The sequence below is a fragment of the Acinetobacter sp. IK23 genome, from assembly GCF_035615275.1.
Lineage (GTDB): Bacteria > Pseudomonadota > Gammaproteobacteria > Pseudomonadales > Moraxellaceae > Acinetobacter > Acinetobacter seifertii.
In genome coordinates, this window is the sequence record NZ_JANBNX010000015.1 from 49,254 (window position 1) to 66,721 (window position 17,468).

Genomic DNA, 17,468 nt, shown 5'->3' on the forward strand with positions numbered 1-17,468 from the left:
GAATGATTGATCTATATTATTGGGGCACACCCAATGGACATAAAATCACAATTGCCTTAGAAGAAATGGGACTGGATTACACTCTTTATCCAATTAATATTTTAGAAAATGATCAATTTCAACCCGACTTCCTAAGAATCTCTCCAAATAATAAAATTCCTGCAATTGTTGATCAGGATGGTCCACGTGGTGAGCCAATTTCAGTATTTGAATCAGGCGCAATCTTACAATATTTAGGTCGAAAAACTGGCTTGTTCTATCCAACCGACGAGCAAGAGCGAGTTGAAGTAGAACAATGGCTTATGTGGCAAATGGGTGGTTTAGGCCCGATGTTAGGACAAAATCATCACTTCAATCGTTTTGCACCAGAAAAAATTCCTTACGCCATAGAACGTTATTTGAATGAAACTAAACGTCTATATGGTGTATTAAACAAACAGCTTATAGGACAAAAGTTTGTTGCAGGCGAATACTCAATTGCGGATATGGCAATTTTACCTTGGATTTTGCGCTATGAATGGCAGGGTATTCAATTAGAGGACTACCCATATGTACAAGAATACATTATTCGCTTAACAGCACGTCCTGCGGTACAAAAAGCATTATCAATTAAAGTTATCTAATTTTACTTGATAGGTAATGAATAAAGTGAAAGGTGATTTGGTTTTAATTTAATATGCTAAGTTACTTTTTACTTTTTTTGAGTGCTTTTGGGGCTGCTACATTATTACCGCTACAATCAGAAGCTGTACTAGCTGCTTTATTATTAAAAAATCAACATTCCGCTTTTCTTCTCATTTCGATTGCTACTTTCGGAAATGTACTTGGTTCATGTGTGAACTGGTGGTTAGGTTTAAAAATAGAACAGTTTAAACATAAAAAATGGTTCCCAGTTTCTGAAAAACGTTTAGAACAAGCTCAACGTTTTTATCATAAGTATGGCTTTTATTCGCTGCTTTTAAGTTGGACACCTGTGATTGGTGACCCTATTACTCTGGTTGCTGGCTTATTCAAAGAAAATTTTTGGCGCTTTTTATTTATGGTTCTTATTGCTAAGGCTGGGCGTTATATTTTCATTTATTGGGTAATTACAGACTTTATTTAAAGTAAAAGCATCCGAAGATGCTTTTATTAAAAGGATTTAATTAGTCTTCTGAGCTTTTGGTAATGTCGACTTTAAATAGGTCGTTGGTTTTTAACCAACAGAACGTGACCACTGCAAGTGTCATACAACCACCAAAAATAGTCGCGGCAATCGTTCCCAAATATTTAGCTGCTAGGCCTGATTCAAATGCACCTAGCTCATTACTAGATGAAACGAACATTCCATTTACCGCCGCAACGCGACCACGCATATTTTCTGGCGGGAAAATTTGCAAAATGGTCTGTCTAACCACAACTGAAATACTGTCACAAGCACCTGTCATCGCCAGTGCAAATAGGGATAACCACATATTGTTTGAGAAAGCGAAAAGAATCGTAAATACACCAAACCCAGCAACTGCGAGTAGCATGTTACGCCATGCGTGTTGAGTTGGAGGAAAACGAGTCAAAGCAATCATGGTAATGAGGGCACCAATAGATGGTGCTGCACGCAGATAACCTAAGCCTTCTGGCCCCACTTTTAAAATATCTTCTGCAAAGATAGGCAATAGGGCAATCACACCTCCAAATAAAACAGAGGCAAGGTCTAGAGAAATAGCCCAGAGAACGATTTTGGTTTTCCAAATAAAGCGGAAACCATCACCTAAGCTTTCTAATACATTGGTAGTTTCAATTTTAGGAAAGCTTCTTTTTTGTAATAAATTAATGAGAATAAAACAGATGCTAAGTAGGGCTGCAACACTAAAAAGACTGGTTTCTCTGCCTAAGTAAGCAAGCATAAACCCACCTAGCATAGGCCCAATAATCACGCCACTTTGCCAACCAATCGTTGTCCATGTTGCGCCATTGGCATAAAGTTCGCGTGGAATTAAGAATGGTTTCAATGATGTGGCAGAGGGATTGTAAAACCCACGTATGGTACCTAAGCCAAAAATCACTGCATAAATACCCCAAGAAAGGAAATTTACGCTGATATGGCCTAAACCATGTAAATGAAACAACAGCCACAAAACTAAAGGTAGAGGCACTGAGAAAAATAAACAGATTTTCATAATGACCTGTTTATTAAATTTATCAGCAAAATAGCCACCCCAAAGCGATAGGGCAATAAATGGAATGGCTTCTGCTAATCCAATTAAGCCTAAAGTTAGAGGGTCTTTGGTAATTTGATAAAGTGAATAAGCAACAATAATTTCTTGAATCAAAATTGCTAACGTTAAGCAAAATTGATTAATGGTAACAATAGAGAAATCTCTATAGCGCAGTGCAGCGAATGCATCATGTTTCTGCATTTGAAATATCGTATGTTGATAATTTGAACATATTATAGAGTGAAATAAGCCACGATGCTGAATTTATTAGCAATCACTACCTTCTGAAAAATGATATGAATTTTTTAGTTTGTTAAGTTGGTAATCCAAAAAAATGCTAACAGTAGTTTTAATTTTAGTCAGCATGCTATAAAATACGCGCTTCCTTACCTGCAGGTCGATTTTGCAATGGTGCGATCGCGCCGAACAGGTGCCTAAAAGAGGTTACTATGGCTAAGTTAAAAACTCGCCGTGGTGCAGCTAAACGCTTCAAAGCGACTGCAAACGGTTTTAAGCGTAAACAAGCGTTCAAGCGCCACATCTTGACCAAAAAATCTGCTAAACGTATCCGTCAATTACGCGGCTGTGTAATGGTTCATGTTTCTGACATGAATTCAGTTCGTCGTATGTGCCCATACATCTAAGGAGATTATAAATGGCTCGTGTAAAACGTGGTGTAGTGGCTCATCGTCGTCACAAAAAAATTCTTGCTCGCGCTAAAGGTTACTATGGTGCTCGTTCACGCGTTTACCGCGTAGCGTTCCAAGCGGTAATCAAAGCTGGTCAATACGCTTACCGTGACCGCCGTCAAAAGAAACGTCAATTCCGTGCTCTATGGATTGCGCGTATCAATGCTGGTGCTCGTCAAAATGGTTTGTCTTACAGCCGTATGATCGATGGCTTGAAAAAAGCTCAAGTGATCATCGACCGTCGCGTATTAGCTGACATCGCTATGCATGATGCAGTAGCATTTGCTGCTTTAGCTGAAAAAGCTAAAGGCGCATTAGCTGCATAAGCTTAGAGATTCAAAGAAAGACCGCTTTTTAGCGGTCTTTTTTATTTTTAGCAGTTCTATTTTAAAAAGAGAAAATAATCAGAGATAAATGATGAAAGACGAAAAATTTCTAAATGATTTAATTCAAAAAGTGCAGCAAGGTCACCAGTATAAATACTTATATTTCTGGGGACATACTCCTAAACAAGCTGATCTTGTTGATAAAAGCTGTTTTAGCCAGTGGTTCCCAGCGCAATTTAAGGTAGAAGGTGTTGAGTACTTTACTGCTGAGCACTATATGATGGCGCAAAAAGCAAAATTATTTAATGATGAAGAAATTTTTGCACGAATTTTGCAGGTTAAACATCCGAATGAAGCGAAGCAACTCGGCCGTAAAGTGCGTAATTATGATGAACAGATATGGCAAGAAAATCGTTTTGACATCGTGGTGCAGGCGAATTTTGCTAAATTTTCACAGCATTCTGAATTGAAAAAATTCTTATTGGCAACGAAAGACCGTATTTTGGTTGAAGCATCTCCTGTCGATAAAATTTGGGGTATTGGTATGGCTCAAGACCATCCAGATATCGAAGATCCATCTCTATGGCAAGGTCTAAATTTGTTGGGATTTGCTTTAATGCATGTTCGAGAGCAGTTTTTAACTGAGTAGGTACGTGTGAGACTAATCAATACTTCATTCTAAAAAGTAGTGACGTGAGGGGAGTGAATTGAAACCATTAAATGACACAGATATTCGTATAGCCTCATTTAAGGATGCATTATCTATTGCAGAAGTACATGTGCAAGCTTGGAAAGAAACCTATACCGGTATGGTTAAGCAAGAAATATTAGATGAGCTTAACGCACTAGATAAAGAACAGTTATGGAAAGAGATAAGCAGAAGTTCTGATCATAAGTTATTTATCTATACTGAAAATGGAGTAGTAAAAGGCTTTCTTGATGGTTATTTAAACCCAGAAAGTAATATTGCTGAAATTCTTGCTTTTTATCTTTTAAAAGAAGTTCAAAAGCAAGGCATAGGCCGTGAGTTATTCCAAAAGTTCTATCAATGCGCTTTAAATCAAGGTTATGCTTTTATTCGTTTAGATGTTTTTAATAAAAATCCGAGTCGCTTCTTCTATGAAAAAATAGGAGCAAAGTTAATTGGTGAAGCCGAACTACCAGAGTTCGGCTTCGGAATAACAGAGTTGCTTTATCAATGGGAACTTTAATCAAGATTAAAGCCCAAAATAATAAGCTAAGGCACAAATAATAACGGTTAAAATAATGAGCTTGATTACACCTGTTCCACCAGTTTTATGATGAGGTGCTTTTAAATGAGTTACGGACTCATTTGTTGCATCAAAAGGAGAGGGTTTCTCAACAGGTTTTAATTGAGCAGTTTGATAATGATTGGCAGCTTTAACAATCAGCTTTGCGAATAGATCATCAGTTTTATGGGTAAAATTTCTTAAGTTAATAATTTGTTCTTGGTCTAAGTCTTCCCCTAAAGGATCATTTGCGGCGCGTTTCTTTTGCTCCAAATAATCTGATAAAGCTTGGGTGCGGTAGAGGAGTTGGTGTGCACAATCTGCTGGGTAGTTTTCAGGAATAAGGGCAAGAGTTGGTTGTTTATCTATAGAGATTTCATCATTTGATCCATCAAAATATTTTTTCTGAAATTCTGGTTCTGCAAAACCTGCTGCATACTTACTTCGAAATAACTCAGATTCCATAAAGTCAGCAATTTCATCCCATTGAGGTGCTTTTAAGTCAGCATCAACTTTCTTAGATAATTTTTCATTTAGTTCAAAACGCCAGAAAGTTTCTAAACGTAAATCACTACGCTGATTTAAAGGTGGCTCAAATTCATTATCGCTGCTGTACCATTCGGCAAGCTCATGGCCAAAAATCCATGCGATTTTTTTATTGTTTTGATGGCTCACAATAAAATGGGTATAGGGTAAAAGTTCTACATTATTATTTGGATTCTGCTCTTCATTTAAGATGGTTGATAAGTGAAGAGAGATTTGGGTTGTTCCCTGTTTTTTGAGTGCTTCTAGCCAAACTTGGAAATGTTGAGCAAGTAAATGCTGTGAAATTAAGTCACGAAACTGAAAACTATGTTGGTCAAAAATATGATGTTGTCGCCATTGGTTGAAGCTTAAATTCTGGCGAAGGTATTCATTACCGTAGGTCACAAGTGTAAGTTGTTGTTTCCAAATCTGATTGAGCGCCATAATAATTGATCTCATTGACGATAGTATTATTTTATACGTTTTATCTTTTTGTTGCCTAATACATTTTTCATGATGGATAAACTTCATCAATACGGTGAAAAACTGTTAGAATGCAGTGTTTTATTATATTTTTAAATTTGTTGCTTTGAGAGTTAATATGTCACTGGAAGCCCTGACCACAGAAGCGCTTGCTGCCATTGCAGCAGCTCAAGACCTTGTTGCACTTGATCAGGTGCGTGTGCAATTTACAGGGAAAAAAAGCCAGCTTGCAGAACAATCGAAAGCATTAGGGAAAATGGACCCTGAAGAACGCAAAGTACAAGGTGCTGCGATTCATGCTGTTCGAGAAACAATTAATAGCGCTTTAACTGAGCGTCAAACGGCATTACAACAAGCTGCGCTAGCGCAAAAACTAGCAAATGAGACCATTGATATTACTTTACCAGGTCGTGGACAGCGCATTGGTACAGTTCATCCTGTTACTCAAGTACAAGAACGTATTTGCCAGTTCTTTACTAAAGCTGGTTTTACAGTTGCAACAGGACCGGAAGTTGAAGATGACTATCATAACTTTGAAGCATTAAATATTCCTGGGCACCATCCTGCACGTGCTATGCACGATACTTTCTATTTCGATGCAAACCATTTGTTGCGTACGCATACTTCTGGTGTGCAAATTCGTACCATGGAAACAAGCCAGCCGCCAATTCGTATTGTATGTCCGGGCCGTGTATATCGCTGTGACTCAGACCAAACGCATTCGCCAATGTTCCATCAAATCGAAGGTTTGTACGTTGCTGAGAACACCAGCTTTGCTGAATTAAAAGGTTTATTAATTAACCTACTGAATGAATTTTTTGAGAAAGATTTAAAAGTACGTTTCCGCCCATCATATTTCCCATTTACAGAGCCTAGTGCAGAAGTAGATATCATGGATGAGCGTGGACGTTGGTTAGAAGTATTAGGCTGTGGCATGGTACATCCAAATGTATTACGTGCTGCAGGTATTGATCCTGATAAATACAAAGGCTTTGCTTTTGGTTTAGGGGTAGAGCGTTTTGCAATGTTGCGTTATGGCATTAATGACTTGCGTATGTTCTATCAAAATGATGTGCGTTTCTTACGCCAATTTGCCTAACATTTTTTCAGGATTAAATAAGGTTTATAAAGATGAAGATTAGCGAAAATTGGTTACGCATATGGGTTAACCCAGCAATTGATAGTGATACATTATCTGATCAGTTGACTATGCTTGGTCTTGAGGTAGATGAACTAGCACCTGTTGCTAAGCCATTTACTGGGGTTGTGGTTGGTGAAGTTCTAACAGTTGAACAACATCCAGATGCAGACCGTCTACGTGTCACAACAGTGAATATTGGTTCAGGTGAGCCTTTACAAATTGTATGTGGTGCTCCTAATGTTCGTGCTGGAATGAAAGCACCTGTAGCAACTATTGGTGCAGTATTACCAGGCGATTTTAAAATCAAAAAAGGTAAGCTTCGTGGTGTTGAGTCACAAGGTATGTTGTGCGGTGCTTCTGAAATTGACCTTGAAGATAAAATCGATGGTTTACTTGAGCTACCTGCCGATGCTCCAGTAGGGGTAAACATTCGTGAATATTTGAAACTTGATGATAACGTCATTGATATCAGTATTACACCAAACCGTGGTGACTGTTTCAGTATCCGTGGTATCGCACGTGAGATTGCGGTAATTAATCAACTGCAAATGAATGAACCTGAAATCAAGTCAGTTGATGCGACAATCACTGATGAGAAAAAAGTAGTGATCAGCACGGATGGTGCTCCACGCTACTTAGGACGTGTAGTTAAAAACGTAAATGTAAAAGCTGCGACCCCCGAGTGGATGGAACAAGCTTTAGCACGTTCAGGAATTCGTACTCACAGTATTCTGGTTGATGTAACGAACTACGTCCTTATGGAATTGGGTCAGCCAATGCATGCTTTCGATTTATCTAAAATCGAAGGAACTGTGCACGTTTGCCATGCTAAGCCACAAGAAAAGTTACAACTTTTGAATGATCAAGAAGTTGAGTTGCAAGAAGATATAATGGTGATTGCAGATGATCAGAAAGCATTAGCAATCGCTGGTATTATGGGCGGTCTAGCATCAAGTGTAACTGATGATACAGCTGATATCTTCTTGGAGAGCGCATTCTTCGCTCCACTTGCGATTGCTGGGCGTGCTCGCCGTTTTGGTTTACATACAGATTCTTCGCAACGTTATGAACGCGGTGTAGATTTTGAATTGCCATTAATTGCGATGAATCGTGCTTCTCAGCTCATTAAAGAATTAGCGGGTGGTGAGTTTGGTCCTATCACTGTAGCTGAAAAAACGGATTTACTTCCAAAACGTGAAGCTATTGAACTTAAGCAAGCTCAAGTAGACCAATTATTGGGATATCAAGTTGCTGCTGATTTCATTACAGAGGCTTTAACTCGACTAGGGTGTAGCGTAACTGTTAAAGCTGAAGGTGAGTGGAGCGTTGTTCCTCCATCACATCGTTACGATATGGCAATTTATCAAGATTTGATTGAGGAAGTTGCACGTATTGATGGGTATGACAATATCCAAATTAGTCTACCAAGCATGGATGTTCAGCTTGCTAAGTACCAAGATCGTTTTGAAATTGCACAGTTACGGCAAACAGTAGTTACTTTGGGCTACCAAGAAGCAATTAGTTTTAGCTTTGCTGATGCAAAACTTGAAAAGCAATTGAACCCACAAGTAAATCCATTAATGCTTGCAAATCCAATCTCAAGTGATTTGGCAGCAATGCGTAGCACTTTGCTTTCTAGCTTAATTCCTTGTGTACAATATAATTTAAACCGTCAGCAAAGCCGTGTGCGTTTCTTTGAGTTGGGCTTACGTTTTGATTATCAAAATGCCGCTTCTATTCAAGATTTAAAGCAAATCCCGACATTAGCTTTAATTGCTGTAGGTTCTCGTGAACCAGAGTCATGGCATGTTAAGCCACAGCCAATGGATTTCTTCGACTTCAAAGGTGAAGTAGAAGAAGTTTTAGCTGCTGGACGTGTCAAAGTTGAATATGTACGCTCAGAGCGTGCTTGGTTACATCCGGGACAATCAGCTGAAATTTTAGTTGATGGTAAATCAATTGGTTACCTAGGCCGTTTGCACCCATCTTTAGAAAATGAGCTCGATTTGAGCACAACTTGGGTTGCTGAGCTTGATCAGGCAGCAGTTTTGCAATCTTATGTATCTAATTTTACAGAATTATCACGTTTTCCTTCGGTTAGACGTGATATTGCGCTTTTAATCTCTGATAATATAAATGTTAGAGATATTCAGCAGTTAATCGAAAAAACTGGTGGAGAGCTTTTAGACTCTACTTGGTTATTCGATGTGTATACGGGGCAGGGTGTCGAAGAAGGTAAACGCTCATTAGCGTTTGCACTACTATGGCAACATCCTTCACGTACGCTTGAAGATGCTGAAATTAAATCTGGTATGGACAATATAATCCAAGTGTTGGAAAACACTTATCAAGCGACATTGAGGGCCTCATGACAGCACTAACTAAAGCAGACATGGCTGATCATTTAAGTGAGTTAACCAGCTTAAATCGCCGTGAAGCAAAACAAATGGTCGAGTTGTTCTTTGACGAAATTAGCCAAGCGCTGATTGCGGGTGAGCAGGTTAAGCTTTCTGGTTTTGGTAATTTCGAACTTAGAGATAAACGCGAGCGTCCAGGACGCAATCCTAAAACAGGTGAAGAAATTCCAATTTCTGCTCGCCGAGTAGTGACCTTTAGAGCAGGTCAGAAATTTAGACAACGCGTTGGAAATGAGCAGATCGATTGATCTGCTTTTTTTTATTTATAATTTTTAAGGGGTTAAAATAAGATATATTCTATAGGTGAAAAATATTATTTAAATAGTATATAACGTAGCTATTGTTTAAATTATAAAATTTAAGCATAAAAAAAGAGGACATAAAGTCCTCTTTTTTATCTAATCTAGAGTATAGATTAGTGTGCAGCAGAAGCAGCAGCGTCAGTAGCAGCAGCAGCAGCGTCAGAAGCAGAAGCAGCAGCGTCAGAAGCAGCAGCAGCAGTTTCAGAAGCAGCAGCGTCAACAGCAACAGCAGCTTCAGAAGCAGCAGCAGTAGCTTCAGAAGCAGCAGCTACAGCTTCAGATGCAGCAGCAGCAGCTGGAGCTTCTTCTTTCTTAGAACAACCAACGAAAGCTAAAGTAGCGGCAACAGCAGCAGCAACAGCGAATTTTTTGAATAACATGGCATCACTCTCACAAAAAAAATTTGAGATTAAAAAAACCTAAGTTAGGCTGTTTTGCTTTTATTATTCCTAAACGTAGCTAGGTAACAACGCATGGAGCAGTCTAACTGGTCTGCCGCTATGCTATCACTGCGAATGTTGAAATACTACTGTCACCTGTCAAAAAAGCGCAGAAAAAACGAAAAAATAGGCTGTTTTTTAACAGAAAAAAACAATCAATTAGATTAAACATATTGGAAAAGGTATAAGTAAGCTACTAAAAAACCTAATTTTTTTATACTAAAAATATTTGTTTTCAAAAACTTAAATATATTCTTACATAGAAAACAACAAAATGTATTTTTGTGTAAAGCTTGTCAACCAAATAAAAAAGCTACTCAATAGAGTAGCTTTTCTCGATGATAATAAAATTGATTAAGTTGAAGCTTTACGTTTCATTTGATCAAAGAAATCATCATTTGTTTTGGTTTCTTTCATACGATCAAGTAAGAATTCCATAGCAGCCAACTCATCCATAGGGTGAAGAAGTTTGCGGAGAATCCAGACTTTACGTAATTTATCTTCATCCATTAAGCGTTCTTCGCGACGTGTGCCAGACTTTTTGATATTCATGGCAGGGAAGACACGCTTTTCAGCAATACGGCGATCAAGTGTAATTTCTTGGTTACCAGTACCTTTGAATTCTTCGTAAATTACATCGTCCATTTTACTGCCAGTTTCAATAAGGGCAGTAGAAATGATCGTTAAAGAACCACCTTCTTCGATGTTACGTGCAGCACCAAAGAAACGTTTAGGACGTTCTAATGCGTGAGCATCTACACCACCTGTTAGTACCTTGCCAGATGAAGGAATTACAGTGTTGTATGCACGAGCTAAACGTGTAATAGAGTCAAGTAAAATCACAACATCTTTTTTATGTTCAACAAGACGTTTTGCTTTTTCAATCACCATTTCTGCAACTTGTACGTGACGGGCAGGTGCTTCATCAAATGTTGAGGCAACAACTTCACCGCGTACAGTACGCTCCATTTCAGTTACTTCTTCTGGACGCTCATCAATAAGTAAAACAATAAGGAACACTTCCGGATTGTTTCTAACAATAGATTGCGCAATGTTTTGAAGTAACATTGTTTTACCCGCTTTTGGCGGTGCAACAATAATTGAACGTTGACCTTTACCAATTGGGGCAACTAAGTCGACAACACGAGCAGTTAAGTCTTCTGTCGTACCATTACCTAGTTCCATAACCAATTGTTCGGTTGGGAAAAGAGGAGTTAAGTTTTCAAATAAAATTTTATTTCGAGAATTTTCTGGCGTGTCATAGTTAATTTGATTAACTTTGAGCAACGCAAAATAACGCTCACCTTCTTTTGGAGGGCGAATAGTACCTGTGATGGTATCACCTGTACGCAAGTTAAAGCGTCGGATTTGTGAAGGACTCACATAAATATCATCCGGACCTGCTAAATACGAACCTGCGGCAGAGCGCAAAAAACCAAAACCATCAGAGAGAATTTCAAGAACGCCGTCACCAAAAATTTCTTCGCCATTCATTGCATGGCGTTTCAAGATGGCAAAGATAATATCTTGCTTTCGGTTACGAGCCATACCTTCAAGGCCCATAAATTCAGCAATTTTAATTAGTTCGCCGATTGGTTTTTTCTTGAGTTCAGTTAAATTCATAAGGGTCAGAATTAGGAAAGAGTAGAGTGTGGTTTAAAAGAAGAAAAATCGCTCGCATACAAAAAAGAGTATCGCAATTGTATTTACACAATAACAATTCAGAAGTCTGATTAACTGTTTCGAAGAGAAATGTGAAAAAACAATTTCTGTTGCCGAGTGGCGATCTTTATGTTTGTGTCTTGTAAGAAGCCGGACAGAAGACGATTCCCTTCAGTGCCTCTTGAGCATGCAATATAAGTGAGATCAGCTAATTTGTCAATTTATAGCCGAAAAAAATACGCTATATAGGTATAGCGTATTTTCATCTATAACGTTTCGTTTTAAACGTTTTCGTCAATAAAGCTAACGAGTTTAGAACGAGGTACAGCACCGATTTGTTGAGCTACTACTTCACCATTTTTGAAAAGTAATAGAGCAGGAATATTACGGATATTGTATTTTACTGCAGTATCTTCACAAGAAGTCACGTCAACTTTAACGATTTTTACTTTACCAGCATATTCACTTGATAAATCTTCAAGAACAGGTGCAATGGCTTTACAAGGTGCACACCAACCTGCCCAGAAGTCAACAAGTACAGGTGTTTCAGCATCAAGAACATCTGCTTGGAAGTTATCATCAGTTGTATTTACAATAGTCGCAGACATGGTACGGCTCCAATTTTTAGAAAAAAGTGCTATCACTGTGTGAGGATATAATCTCTATCAGTATTACATAGCTACTTAGTTCAATGTAAGGGTTTGATGCTATTATTCAAGGCTTAACTAAATTTGTCTAATGGATGCTCACGATATTCATCATCGGCTTGTACAATCGTTTAACAAATAGAAAAATATCGATGGCTAATAAATGTTGATGAAAATGGCTTTTCAATTGCATTCTTGTGAATTACTCTAGGCGTGAATTGTTATGGGTTTAGTTCAATAATGTCTGACTTTCTGATTGATGAAGAATTACTTGCTGCCATAGATATGGGGTCGAACAGTTTTCACCTTGCGATTGCACGGGTAGATCATGGTGAAGTTAAAAAAGTGGCTTCAATGTCAGAGAAAGTACAGCTTGCAGCTGGTCTGGATGAAAATAAAAACCTAACAGAAGCAGCGCAACAACGTGGATTAGCATGTTTAGCTCGTTTCGTTGGACGTTTAAGTTCGGTTCAACCCAATCGTTTAAGAATTGTGGCAACCAACGCTTTGCGTCAGGCTAAAAATGGTCATGAATTTATTCAAAAAGCGGCCGAAATTTTACCTAAACCTATTGAAATTATTGCGGGTCGTGAAGAAGCTCGTTTGATTTATCTTGGTGTATCTCACACGATGGCTAATGGCGGACGTCGTTTAGTTGTAGATATTGGTGGGGGATCTACCGAGTTTATTATTGGCGAAGAGTTTGAGCCAATTTATACAGAATCATTACAAATGGGATGTGTGGCATATACAAAAGCTTATTTCGCTGATGGCGAAATCACGCAAAAAGCCTTTGATAAAGCTGTAGTTGCTGCCCGTAAAGAACTTTCAGCAATCGCAACGACTTATAAGATGGAAGGTTGGGATACTGTTGTTGGCTCAAGTGGAACGATTAAAGCTTGCCGTCAAATTGTGGTGAATATGGGGTTAAGTGACGAACAAGAAAATGTCACTCGAGAAGGCCTATATAAACTCAAAGATAAACTACTTAAGTTCAAAAATATTTCTGAAATTGATTTTGAAGGTTTACGAGAAGATCGACGAGCAGTTTTGCCAGCCGGATTGGCAATTTTGTACGCAGTTTTTGAAGTTTTAGAAATTGAACGTTTGGCATATTCTGATGGTGCATTACGTGAAGGAGTCATGTATGACCTGTTAGGTCGTTTTAAGCATGAAGATATTCGGGATCGTAGTGTACAGGCCTTAATGGGGCGCTATAACGCCGATCCTAAACAAGCAGAGCGTGTCGTAAATACAGCCCAACATTTATTTGATGGTGTTGCAAAATCACTTAATTTAACTAGTGAAGACAGTGACTTACTACGTAGAGCAGCCTATTTGCATGAAATTGGTTTAGCAATTAGTCACGGTGGATATCATCGTCATGGTGCTTATTTATTACAGCATTCTGATATTCCTGGTTTCTCACAAATTGATCAAAATCATCTTTCACATTTAGTTGCTCACCATCGACGTAAATTACGTAATGATGTAAAAAATGAAGTTTTGAAGGCTGGCGGTAATAAATTACTTTACCTAAGTTTATTACTTCGTCTTGCAGTTTTACTCAATCATAGTCGCAGTGATCAGATGCTTCCTGCCATTGAATTAACCATCATAAATGATCAACAATGGCAGCTTAGTGTTTCTGGTGATGCCAAACAATGGCCATTGTTAGTTGCCGACTTGCATGATGAGCAAGAGCAGTTTAAGCATTGGGACATTGAATTGAATATTCAGTCGGAAAAATTTATCGATTAAAGGGATAATATTCGACCTATGAAAAAAGCTACTCAGTCCAAAGCGTGGACAACGGTTCAAATTGCACGTCATCCTGATCGTCCGCAATTTCTAGATTATGTCGGTGAAATCTTTACAGAGTTTGATGCCTTGCATGGTGATCGTTTGTTTGGTGACGATGGTGCGATGGTAGGTGGTCTTGCTCGTTTTGACGGTCAACCTGTGATGGTCATTGGACAACACCGTGGTCGTAGTACCCGTGAAAAATTAAAGCACAACTTTGGTATGGCGAACCCAGAAGGTTACCGTAAATCTCAGCGTTTATTAGATATGGCTGAGCGTTTTAATCTTCCAGTCTTTACATTTATTGATACTATGGGCGCTTACCCAGGTGTTGGTGCTGAAGAGCGTGGACAAGCTGAAGCAATTGCAACGAGTCTTGCTCAACTTTCAAGTTTGAAAGTTCCTGTGGTTGCAACAGTACTCGGTGAAGGCGGTTCTGGGGGGGCTTTAGGTATTGGTGTTGCTGACCGAGTAATTATGCTATCTCATAGTATTTATTCTGTTATTTCACCAGAAGGCTGTGCATCTATTTTGTGGAAGACTGCTGAAAAAGCGGCTCAAGCAAGTGAAGCTTTAGGTTTGACAGCAGATAAGCTGCAATCTTTAGGTATTGTTGAATATGTAGTAGATGAAGGCGAAGGGGCTCATTTAGACCCTGAGCGTGTCATGCAAAATCTAAAAGTAGTTTTGAAGCAAGCTTTAGATGAATTGCTACCAATGGATGCAAATGAACGATGCGAAGCACGTTATCAACGTTTAATGAAGTTTGGCAGCGAAAATTTAGGCATAGCGTCTTAAAGCAGTCTCAAGAGTTTTCAGAGAATAGCTCTTTTCTTATTGGATGTAGTGGCGGCATGGATTCAATGCTGCTGCTACATTTGATGTCTCAAATTTTCCCTCAAAAGATCCGAGTAATTCACATTGATCATCAACTGCAAGAACAAAGTGCAGAATGGTCGATACTAGTTGCTAATCAAGCAATAAGTTTAAATATCCCTTATATTATTCAAAAAGTCCAAGTTACTGATGGTAATTTGGAAGCTCAAGCACGTCAGGCACGTTATCAAGCTTATCTACAGCATTTACAACCTAATGAAACTTTAGTGCTTGCACACCATCAACAAGATCAGGCCGAAACAGTTATATTAAGATTGTTGTCGGGAGCTGGTGTTGATGGACTTGCTGCTATGCAGTCTATTGATTATCGTGTAGATATGGCGATTTGGCGTCCTTTTTTAGATTTAACTCGTGAACAAATTGCTGCTTGGACCGCTCAACTTGAAATTGAGTATGTAAATGATCCTACAAATTATGATATTCATTATGATCGGGCATGGTCACGTGAAGAGCTTTGGCCATTCTTACAAAGCCGATTTCCAAAAATGCAGCAGGCTTTAAGCCGAACCAGTTACCTGATGCAAGACGCTTCTGAAATTTTAGAAGAAGTTTTAAAAGTTGATTTAGAGCATTGTGGCACGGCTGAGTGTTTAGATTTAACTAAATTACTAGAGTTGACATCTGCACGTCAGCGTCAATTACTTTCTGTTTGGATGAAAGGTGATGGACAATATCGGCCTGCATTTGAAATGGTTGAGCGGTTAAAGAGTGAAGTAATTAATTCAAAGTCTGATGCGCAAGCCGCTTTGCACTGGAATCAGTTTTACTATGTCCGTTATCAAAATTACCTTTATAGATTAAGTAAGCAAGTTTTTCTTGCTGAAACATTAAATCCAGTTGAAGTAGAGTCGGAGCATCATTTCCAAATGGGGGAAATAGTGTATTACGCTTCAGGAAATTTTCAGATCACACAAAAAAATATCGGTTTGAGTCCATCTTTATTAAATAAAAAATTGACAATAATTCGACGTCAAGGCGGTGAAAAAGTCCATTTATATGGTCGTGTTGGGCAATGGCCATTAAAAAAAGCAATTCAAGAAGCACATATTTTGCCTTGGCTTCGTCATACAATTCAAATATTAGTCATAGATAATGTTATGCTTGGGGTTTTTACACCGAAAGGATTTTGGTTGGCTCAGTCTCCGTATTGTGAGCAAGGAGGATGGCAACCAGATTTAATTTCTCATTCTTGTGATCTGGTAAATGGCGAATATGGTTATGACAAGTGCAGTAAATAGTAATATCTGTTTTATTGGTGGTGGTAATATGGCCCAAGCGTTGATTGGTGGCCTGATTTCAAGAGGTTTACCGCCAACACGTATTACCGTTTCAGATCCAGTTGAACAAATCCGCCATTTATTACAAGAAAAAGAAGTTCATGTAACACAAGATAATGTGGCTGCAATTAAAAATGCTGATGTCGTTGTATTGGCAGTAAAACCACAAGTTTTGGCAACTGTTTTGCGTCCTCTAAAAGGACTTTTATCAGATAAATTGGTTATATCAATTATCGCTGGTGCTGAAATTCAAACGATATCAAACTTAATTGATAGCAACCGAATTGTTCGAGTTATGCCAAATACGCCAGCCCTCGTTCAAACTGGTGCGCATGGTATCTATGCAAATGATGTGGTGGGCTCTGCGGATCGTGAATTAACGAGTCAAATTTTAGCAGCCACAGGCTTAACAATTTGGGTAAACTCCGAAGCTCAAATTGATGCGGTAACGGCGGTTTCTGGCTCAGGTCCTGCATATTTTTTCTATCTCATGGAAAGTATGATCCGTGCTGGTAAAAATTTAGGACTTGATGAAAAAATTGCCACTGCTTTAACTCTTCAAACGGCATTAGGTGCAGCTCAAATGGCAATTACGAGTTCAAATACTCCGTCTGAACTTCGTAAGAATGTGACATCACCAAATGGTACGACACAAGCTGCACTTGAAGTTTTTGACCGTGCACAAATCTCCCAAAATATTCAATCTGCATTGGCTGCTGCACAGAAGCGTAGTCAAGAGTTGGCTCAAGAACTGAGTGACAGTGCAAAATAGCTTAAATAGGATAAGACAACTATGGGTGCAAATTCTGCGCTAATTTTTGGAATTTTAATTAATGTCGCGATTTTATTGGTCTTTTTCCGTTTTTTAATGCAATTGGCGGCAGTAAGTCCTTATAATCCTGTGGTTTTATCGACAGTAAAAGCGACGAAAATTGTTGATATTTTTGGCCGAATTTTTCCAACGGTCGCAAAAGGCCGATTCAATTTAGCCGCGTTAGTTCTTTTAATTATTTTATATTTACTGAAAATTTTCGGTGTAATGTATCTTTCTGGCTCAATGCCAAATAGTCCGATTCATTTAGTGATTCTGACATTTGTGACCATGATTCAAGATTTGATTCGTTTCTGCCGTTATTTGATTTTTGCGACAATCATTTTGAGTTGGGTGGTTATGTTCACTCAATCTCGTTCACCTTATATTGAGGTGATCCAAGATTTAGCTGAACCATTACTGGCACCATTCCGTCGTTTGTTGCCTAATATGGGAATGATTGATTTATCTCCAATTTTGGCATTCTTGGCACTGTATATTGCCGAGATCTTAATGAATGAAGTCGCTAAAGTTCTTTTAACTGGACTTTAAGTTTAGACAATAAAAAAGGGCTGTATTTCACAGCCCTTTTTTTATTGGTTT

The 17,468-nt window shown here is 38.6% G+C and carries 20 protein-coding genes and 1 pseudogene; 16 read left to right on the forward strand and 5 right to left on the reverse strand.

The window, feature by feature from the left end; translation table 11 throughout:
* Positions 1-2 precede the first annotated feature (2 nt).
* Both MSG95_RS11655 and MSG95_RS11660 read left to right on the forward strand, forming a co-directional pair.
* Positions 3-623 carry a glutathione S-transferase N-terminal domain-containing protein gene (locus tag MSG95_RS11655; protein ID WP_068934869.1) on the forward strand — a complete coding sequence of 207 codons (621 nt, stop codon included), beginning with the start codon at positions 3-5 and terminating at the stop codon, positions 621-623.
* A 53-nt stretch (positions 624-676) separates the two neighbouring features.
* Positions 677-1,105, forward strand: coding sequence for a YqaA family protein (locus tag MSG95_RS11660; RefSeq protein ID WP_004698584.1), 429 nt, complete (start codon positions 677-679; stop codon positions 1,103-1,105).
* Between the two features lie 40 nt (positions 1,106-1,145).
* Here the strand turns inward: MSG95_RS11660 and nreB are convergent, their stop codons facing one another.
* Positions 1,146-2,396, reverse strand: a complete 1,251-nt coding sequence (gene nreB, locus MSG95_RS11665) for a nickel resistance MFS transporter NreB (RefSeq protein ID WP_019456644.1) — start codon at positions 2,394-2,396, stop codon at positions 1,146-1,148.
* A 138-nt stretch (positions 2,397-2,534) separates the two neighbouring features.
* Between nreB and MSG95_RS11670 the strand changes: the two are divergent.
* The 5 genes and pseudogenes from MSG95_RS11670 to MSG95_RS11690 all read left to right on the forward strand — a co-directional run.
* A pseudogene (locus MSG95_RS11670) lies at positions 2,535-2,633 on the forward strand (hypothetical protein); the annotation flags it as partial.
* Between the two features lie 11 nt (positions 2,634-2,644).
* Positions 2,645-2,839, forward strand: coding sequence for a 50S ribosomal protein L35 (gene rpmI / locus MSG95_RS11675; protein WP_002054552.1), 195 nt, complete (start codon positions 2,645-2,647; stop codon positions 2,837-2,839).
* An 11-nt stretch (positions 2,840-2,850) separates the two neighbouring features.
* Positions 2,851-3,210 carry a 50S ribosomal protein L20 gene (gene rplT, locus MSG95_RS11680; protein WP_000124858.1) on the forward strand — a complete coding sequence of 120 codons (360 nt, stop codon included), beginning with the start codon at positions 2,851-2,853 and terminating at the stop codon, positions 3,208-3,210.
* A 91-nt stretch (positions 3,211-3,301) separates the two neighbouring features.
* Positions 3,302-3,859, forward strand: a complete 558-nt coding sequence (locus tag MSG95_RS11685) for an NADAR family protein (protein WP_077164724.1) — start codon at positions 3,302-3,304, stop codon at positions 3,857-3,859.
* 58 nt (positions 3,860-3,917) lie between these two features.
* On the forward strand, positions 3,918-4,421 hold the full coding sequence (locus MSG95_RS11690) for a GNAT family N-acetyltransferase (RefSeq protein WP_077162704.1): 504 nt from the start codon (positions 3,918-3,920) through the stop codon (positions 4,419-4,421).
* Between the two features lie 6 nt (positions 4,422-4,427).
* On the opposite strand, the gene MSG95_RS11695 is transcribed toward MSG95_RS11690, so the two are convergent.
* Entirely contained in the window at positions 4,428-5,429 is a 1,002-nt protein-coding gene (locus tag MSG95_RS11695; RefSeq protein WP_077164725.1) for a hypothetical protein, read from the reverse strand.
* 157 nt (positions 5,430-5,586) lie between these two features.
* Here MSG95_RS11695 and pheS point away from each other — a divergent pair, with 157 nt between their 5' ends.
* From pheS to MSG95_RS11710, 3 genes are read left to right on the forward strand one after another with little or no spacing between them, the layout of a single operon-like run.
* On the forward strand, positions 5,587-6,567 hold the full coding sequence (gene pheS / locus MSG95_RS11700) for a phenylalanine--tRNA ligase subunit alpha (protein ID WP_002054514.1): 981 nt from the start codon (positions 5,587-5,589) through the stop codon (positions 6,565-6,567).
* Between the two features lie 32 nt (positions 6,568-6,599).
* Positions 6,600-8,981, forward strand: a complete 2,382-nt coding sequence (gene pheT / locus MSG95_RS11705) for a phenylalanine--tRNA ligase subunit beta (protein ID WP_324624789.1) — start codon at positions 6,600-6,602, stop codon at positions 8,979-8,981.
* Positions 8,978-9,274: an integration host factor subunit alpha gene (locus MSG95_RS11710; protein ID WP_000126166.1), complete on the forward strand. Its 297-nt coding sequence runs from the start codon at positions 8,978-8,980 to the stop codon at positions 9,272-9,274. Before pheT ends, MSG95_RS11710 begins: the two co-directional genes overlap by 4 nt.
* Before the next feature lie 167 nt (positions 9,275-9,441).
* On the opposite strand, the gene MSG95_RS11715 is transcribed toward MSG95_RS11710, so the two are convergent.
* Entirely contained in the window at positions 9,442-9,708 is a 267-nt protein-coding gene (locus MSG95_RS11715) for a hypothetical protein (RefSeq protein ID WP_077164727.1), read from the reverse strand.
* 93 nt (positions 9,709-9,801) lie between these two features.
* Between MSG95_RS11715 and MSG95_RS11720 the strand changes: the two genes are divergently transcribed.
* Positions 9,802-9,936: a hypothetical protein gene (locus tag MSG95_RS11720; protein WP_077164728.1), complete on the forward strand. Its 135-nt coding sequence runs from the start codon at positions 9,802-9,804 to the stop codon at positions 9,934-9,936.
* A 186-nt stretch (positions 9,937-10,122) separates the two neighbouring features.
* Here the strand turns inward: MSG95_RS11720 and rho are convergent, their stop codons facing one another.
* A complete protein-coding gene (gene rho / locus MSG95_RS11725; RefSeq protein WP_001054522.1) occupies positions 10,123-11,391 on the reverse strand; it encodes a transcription termination factor Rho in 1,269 nt (422 codons plus the stop codon).
* 320 nt (positions 11,392-11,711) lie between these two features.
* On the reverse strand, positions 11,712-12,038 hold the full coding sequence (gene trxA, locus MSG95_RS11730) for a thioredoxin (RefSeq protein ID WP_002054512.1): 327 nt from the start codon (positions 12,036-12,038) through the stop codon (positions 11,712-11,714).
* A 279-nt stretch (positions 12,039-12,317) separates the two neighbouring features.
* On the opposite strand from trxA, the gene ppx reads away from it, so the two are divergent.
* Genes ppx through MSG95_RS11755 form a run of 5 tightly spaced genes read left to right on the forward strand, consistent with a single transcriptional unit; the run spans position 12,318 to position 17,417 of the window.
* Positions 12,318-13,838: an exopolyphosphatase gene (gene ppx, locus MSG95_RS11735; RefSeq protein WP_077164729.1), complete on the forward strand. Its 1,521-nt coding sequence runs from the start codon at positions 12,318-12,320 to the stop codon at positions 13,836-13,838.
* Between the two features lie 18 nt (positions 13,839-13,856).
* Positions 13,857-14,678: an acetyl-CoA carboxylase carboxyltransferase subunit alpha gene (locus tag MSG95_RS11740; RefSeq protein WP_004698563.1), complete on the forward strand. Its 822-nt coding sequence runs from the start codon at positions 13,857-13,859 to the stop codon at positions 14,676-14,678.
* Positions 14,615-16,015 (forward strand): tRNA lysidine(34) synthetase TilS, encoded by a 1,401-nt coding sequence (tilS, locus tag MSG95_RS11745; RefSeq protein WP_077164731.1) that lies wholly within the window; start codon positions 14,615-14,617, stop codon positions 16,013-16,015. Before MSG95_RS11740 ends, tilS begins: the two co-directional genes overlap by 64 nt.
* A complete protein-coding gene (gene proC, locus MSG95_RS11750; RefSeq protein WP_077164738.1) occupies positions 15,990-16,826 on the forward strand; it encodes a pyrroline-5-carboxylate reductase in 837 nt (278 codons plus the stop codon). The genes tilS and proC overlap by 26 nt, the downstream gene beginning before the upstream one ends.
* Before the next feature lie 21 nt (positions 16,827-16,847).
* Positions 16,848-17,417 carry a YggT family protein gene (locus tag MSG95_RS11755; protein WP_002054582.1) on the forward strand — a complete coding sequence of 190 codons (570 nt, stop codon included), beginning with the start codon at positions 16,848-16,850 and terminating at the stop codon, positions 17,415-17,417.
* The last annotated feature ends 51 nt before the right edge of the window (positions 17,418-17,468 follow it).

Coding starts and splice junctions, on each gene's coding strand:
- MSG95_RS11655 (WP_068934869.1), top strand. CDS start 3: ATGATTGATCTATATTATTGGGGCACACCCAATGGACATAAAATCACA.
- nreB (WP_019456644.1), bottom strand. CDS start 2,396: ATGCAGAAACATGATGCATTCGCTGCACTGCGCTATAGAGATTTCTCT.
- tilS (WP_077164731.1), top strand. CDS start 14,615: ATGCGAAGCACGTTATCAACGTTTAATGAAGTTTGGCAGCGAAAATTT.
- rplT (WP_000124858.1), top strand. CDS start 2,851: ATGGCTCGTGTAAAACGTGGTGTAGTGGCTCATCGTCGTCACAAAAAA.
- pheT (WP_324624789.1), top strand. CDS start 6,600: ATGAAGATTAGCGAAAATTGGTTACGCATATGGGTTAACCCAGCAATT.
- pheS (WP_002054514.1), top strand. CDS start 5,587: ATGTCACTGGAAGCCCTGACCACAGAAGCGCTTGCTGCCATTGCAGCA.
- rpmI (WP_002054552.1), top strand. CDS start 2,645: ATGGCTAAGTTAAAAACTCGCCGTGGTGCAGCTAAACGCTTCAAAGCG.
- MSG95_RS11755 (WP_002054582.1), top strand. CDS start 16,848: ATGGGTGCAAATTCTGCGCTAATTTTTGGAATTTTAATTAATGTCGCG.
- proC (WP_077164738.1), top strand. CDS start 15,990: ATGGTTATGACAAGTGCAGTAAATAGTAATATCTGTTTTATTGGTGGT.
- trxA (WP_002054512.1), bottom strand. CDS start 12,038: ATGTCTGCGACTATTGTAAATACAACTGATGATAACTTCCAAGCAGAT.
- MSG95_RS11715 (WP_077164727.1), bottom strand. CDS start 9,708: ATGTTATTCAAAAAATTCGCTGTTGCTGCTGCTGTTGCCGCTACTTTA.
- MSG95_RS11685 (WP_077164724.1), top strand. CDS start 3,302: ATGAAAGACGAAAAATTTCTAAATGATTTAATTCAAAAAGTGCAGCAA.
- MSG95_RS11660 (WP_004698584.1), top strand. CDS start 677: ATGCTAAGTTACTTTTTACTTTTTTTGAGTGCTTTTGGGGCTGCTACA.
- MSG95_RS11710 (WP_000126166.1), top strand. CDS start 8,978: ATGACAGCACTAACTAAAGCAGACATGGCTGATCATTTAAGTGAGTTA.
- MSG95_RS11720 (WP_077164728.1), top strand. CDS start 9,802: ATGGAGCAGTCTAACTGGTCTGCCGCTATGCTATCACTGCGAATGTTG.
- ppx (WP_077164729.1), top strand. CDS start 12,318: ATGTCTGACTTTCTGATTGATGAAGAATTACTTGCTGCCATAGATATG.
- MSG95_RS11740 (WP_004698563.1), top strand. CDS start 13,857: ATGAAAAAAGCTACTCAGTCCAAAGCGTGGACAACGGTTCAAATTGCA.
- MSG95_RS11695 (WP_077164725.1), bottom strand. CDS start 5,429: ATGGCGCTCAATCAGATTTGGAAACAACAACTTACACTTGTGACCTAC.
- rho (WP_001054522.1), bottom strand. CDS start 11,391: ATGAATTTAACTGAACTCAAGAAAAAACCAATCGGCGAACTAATTAAA.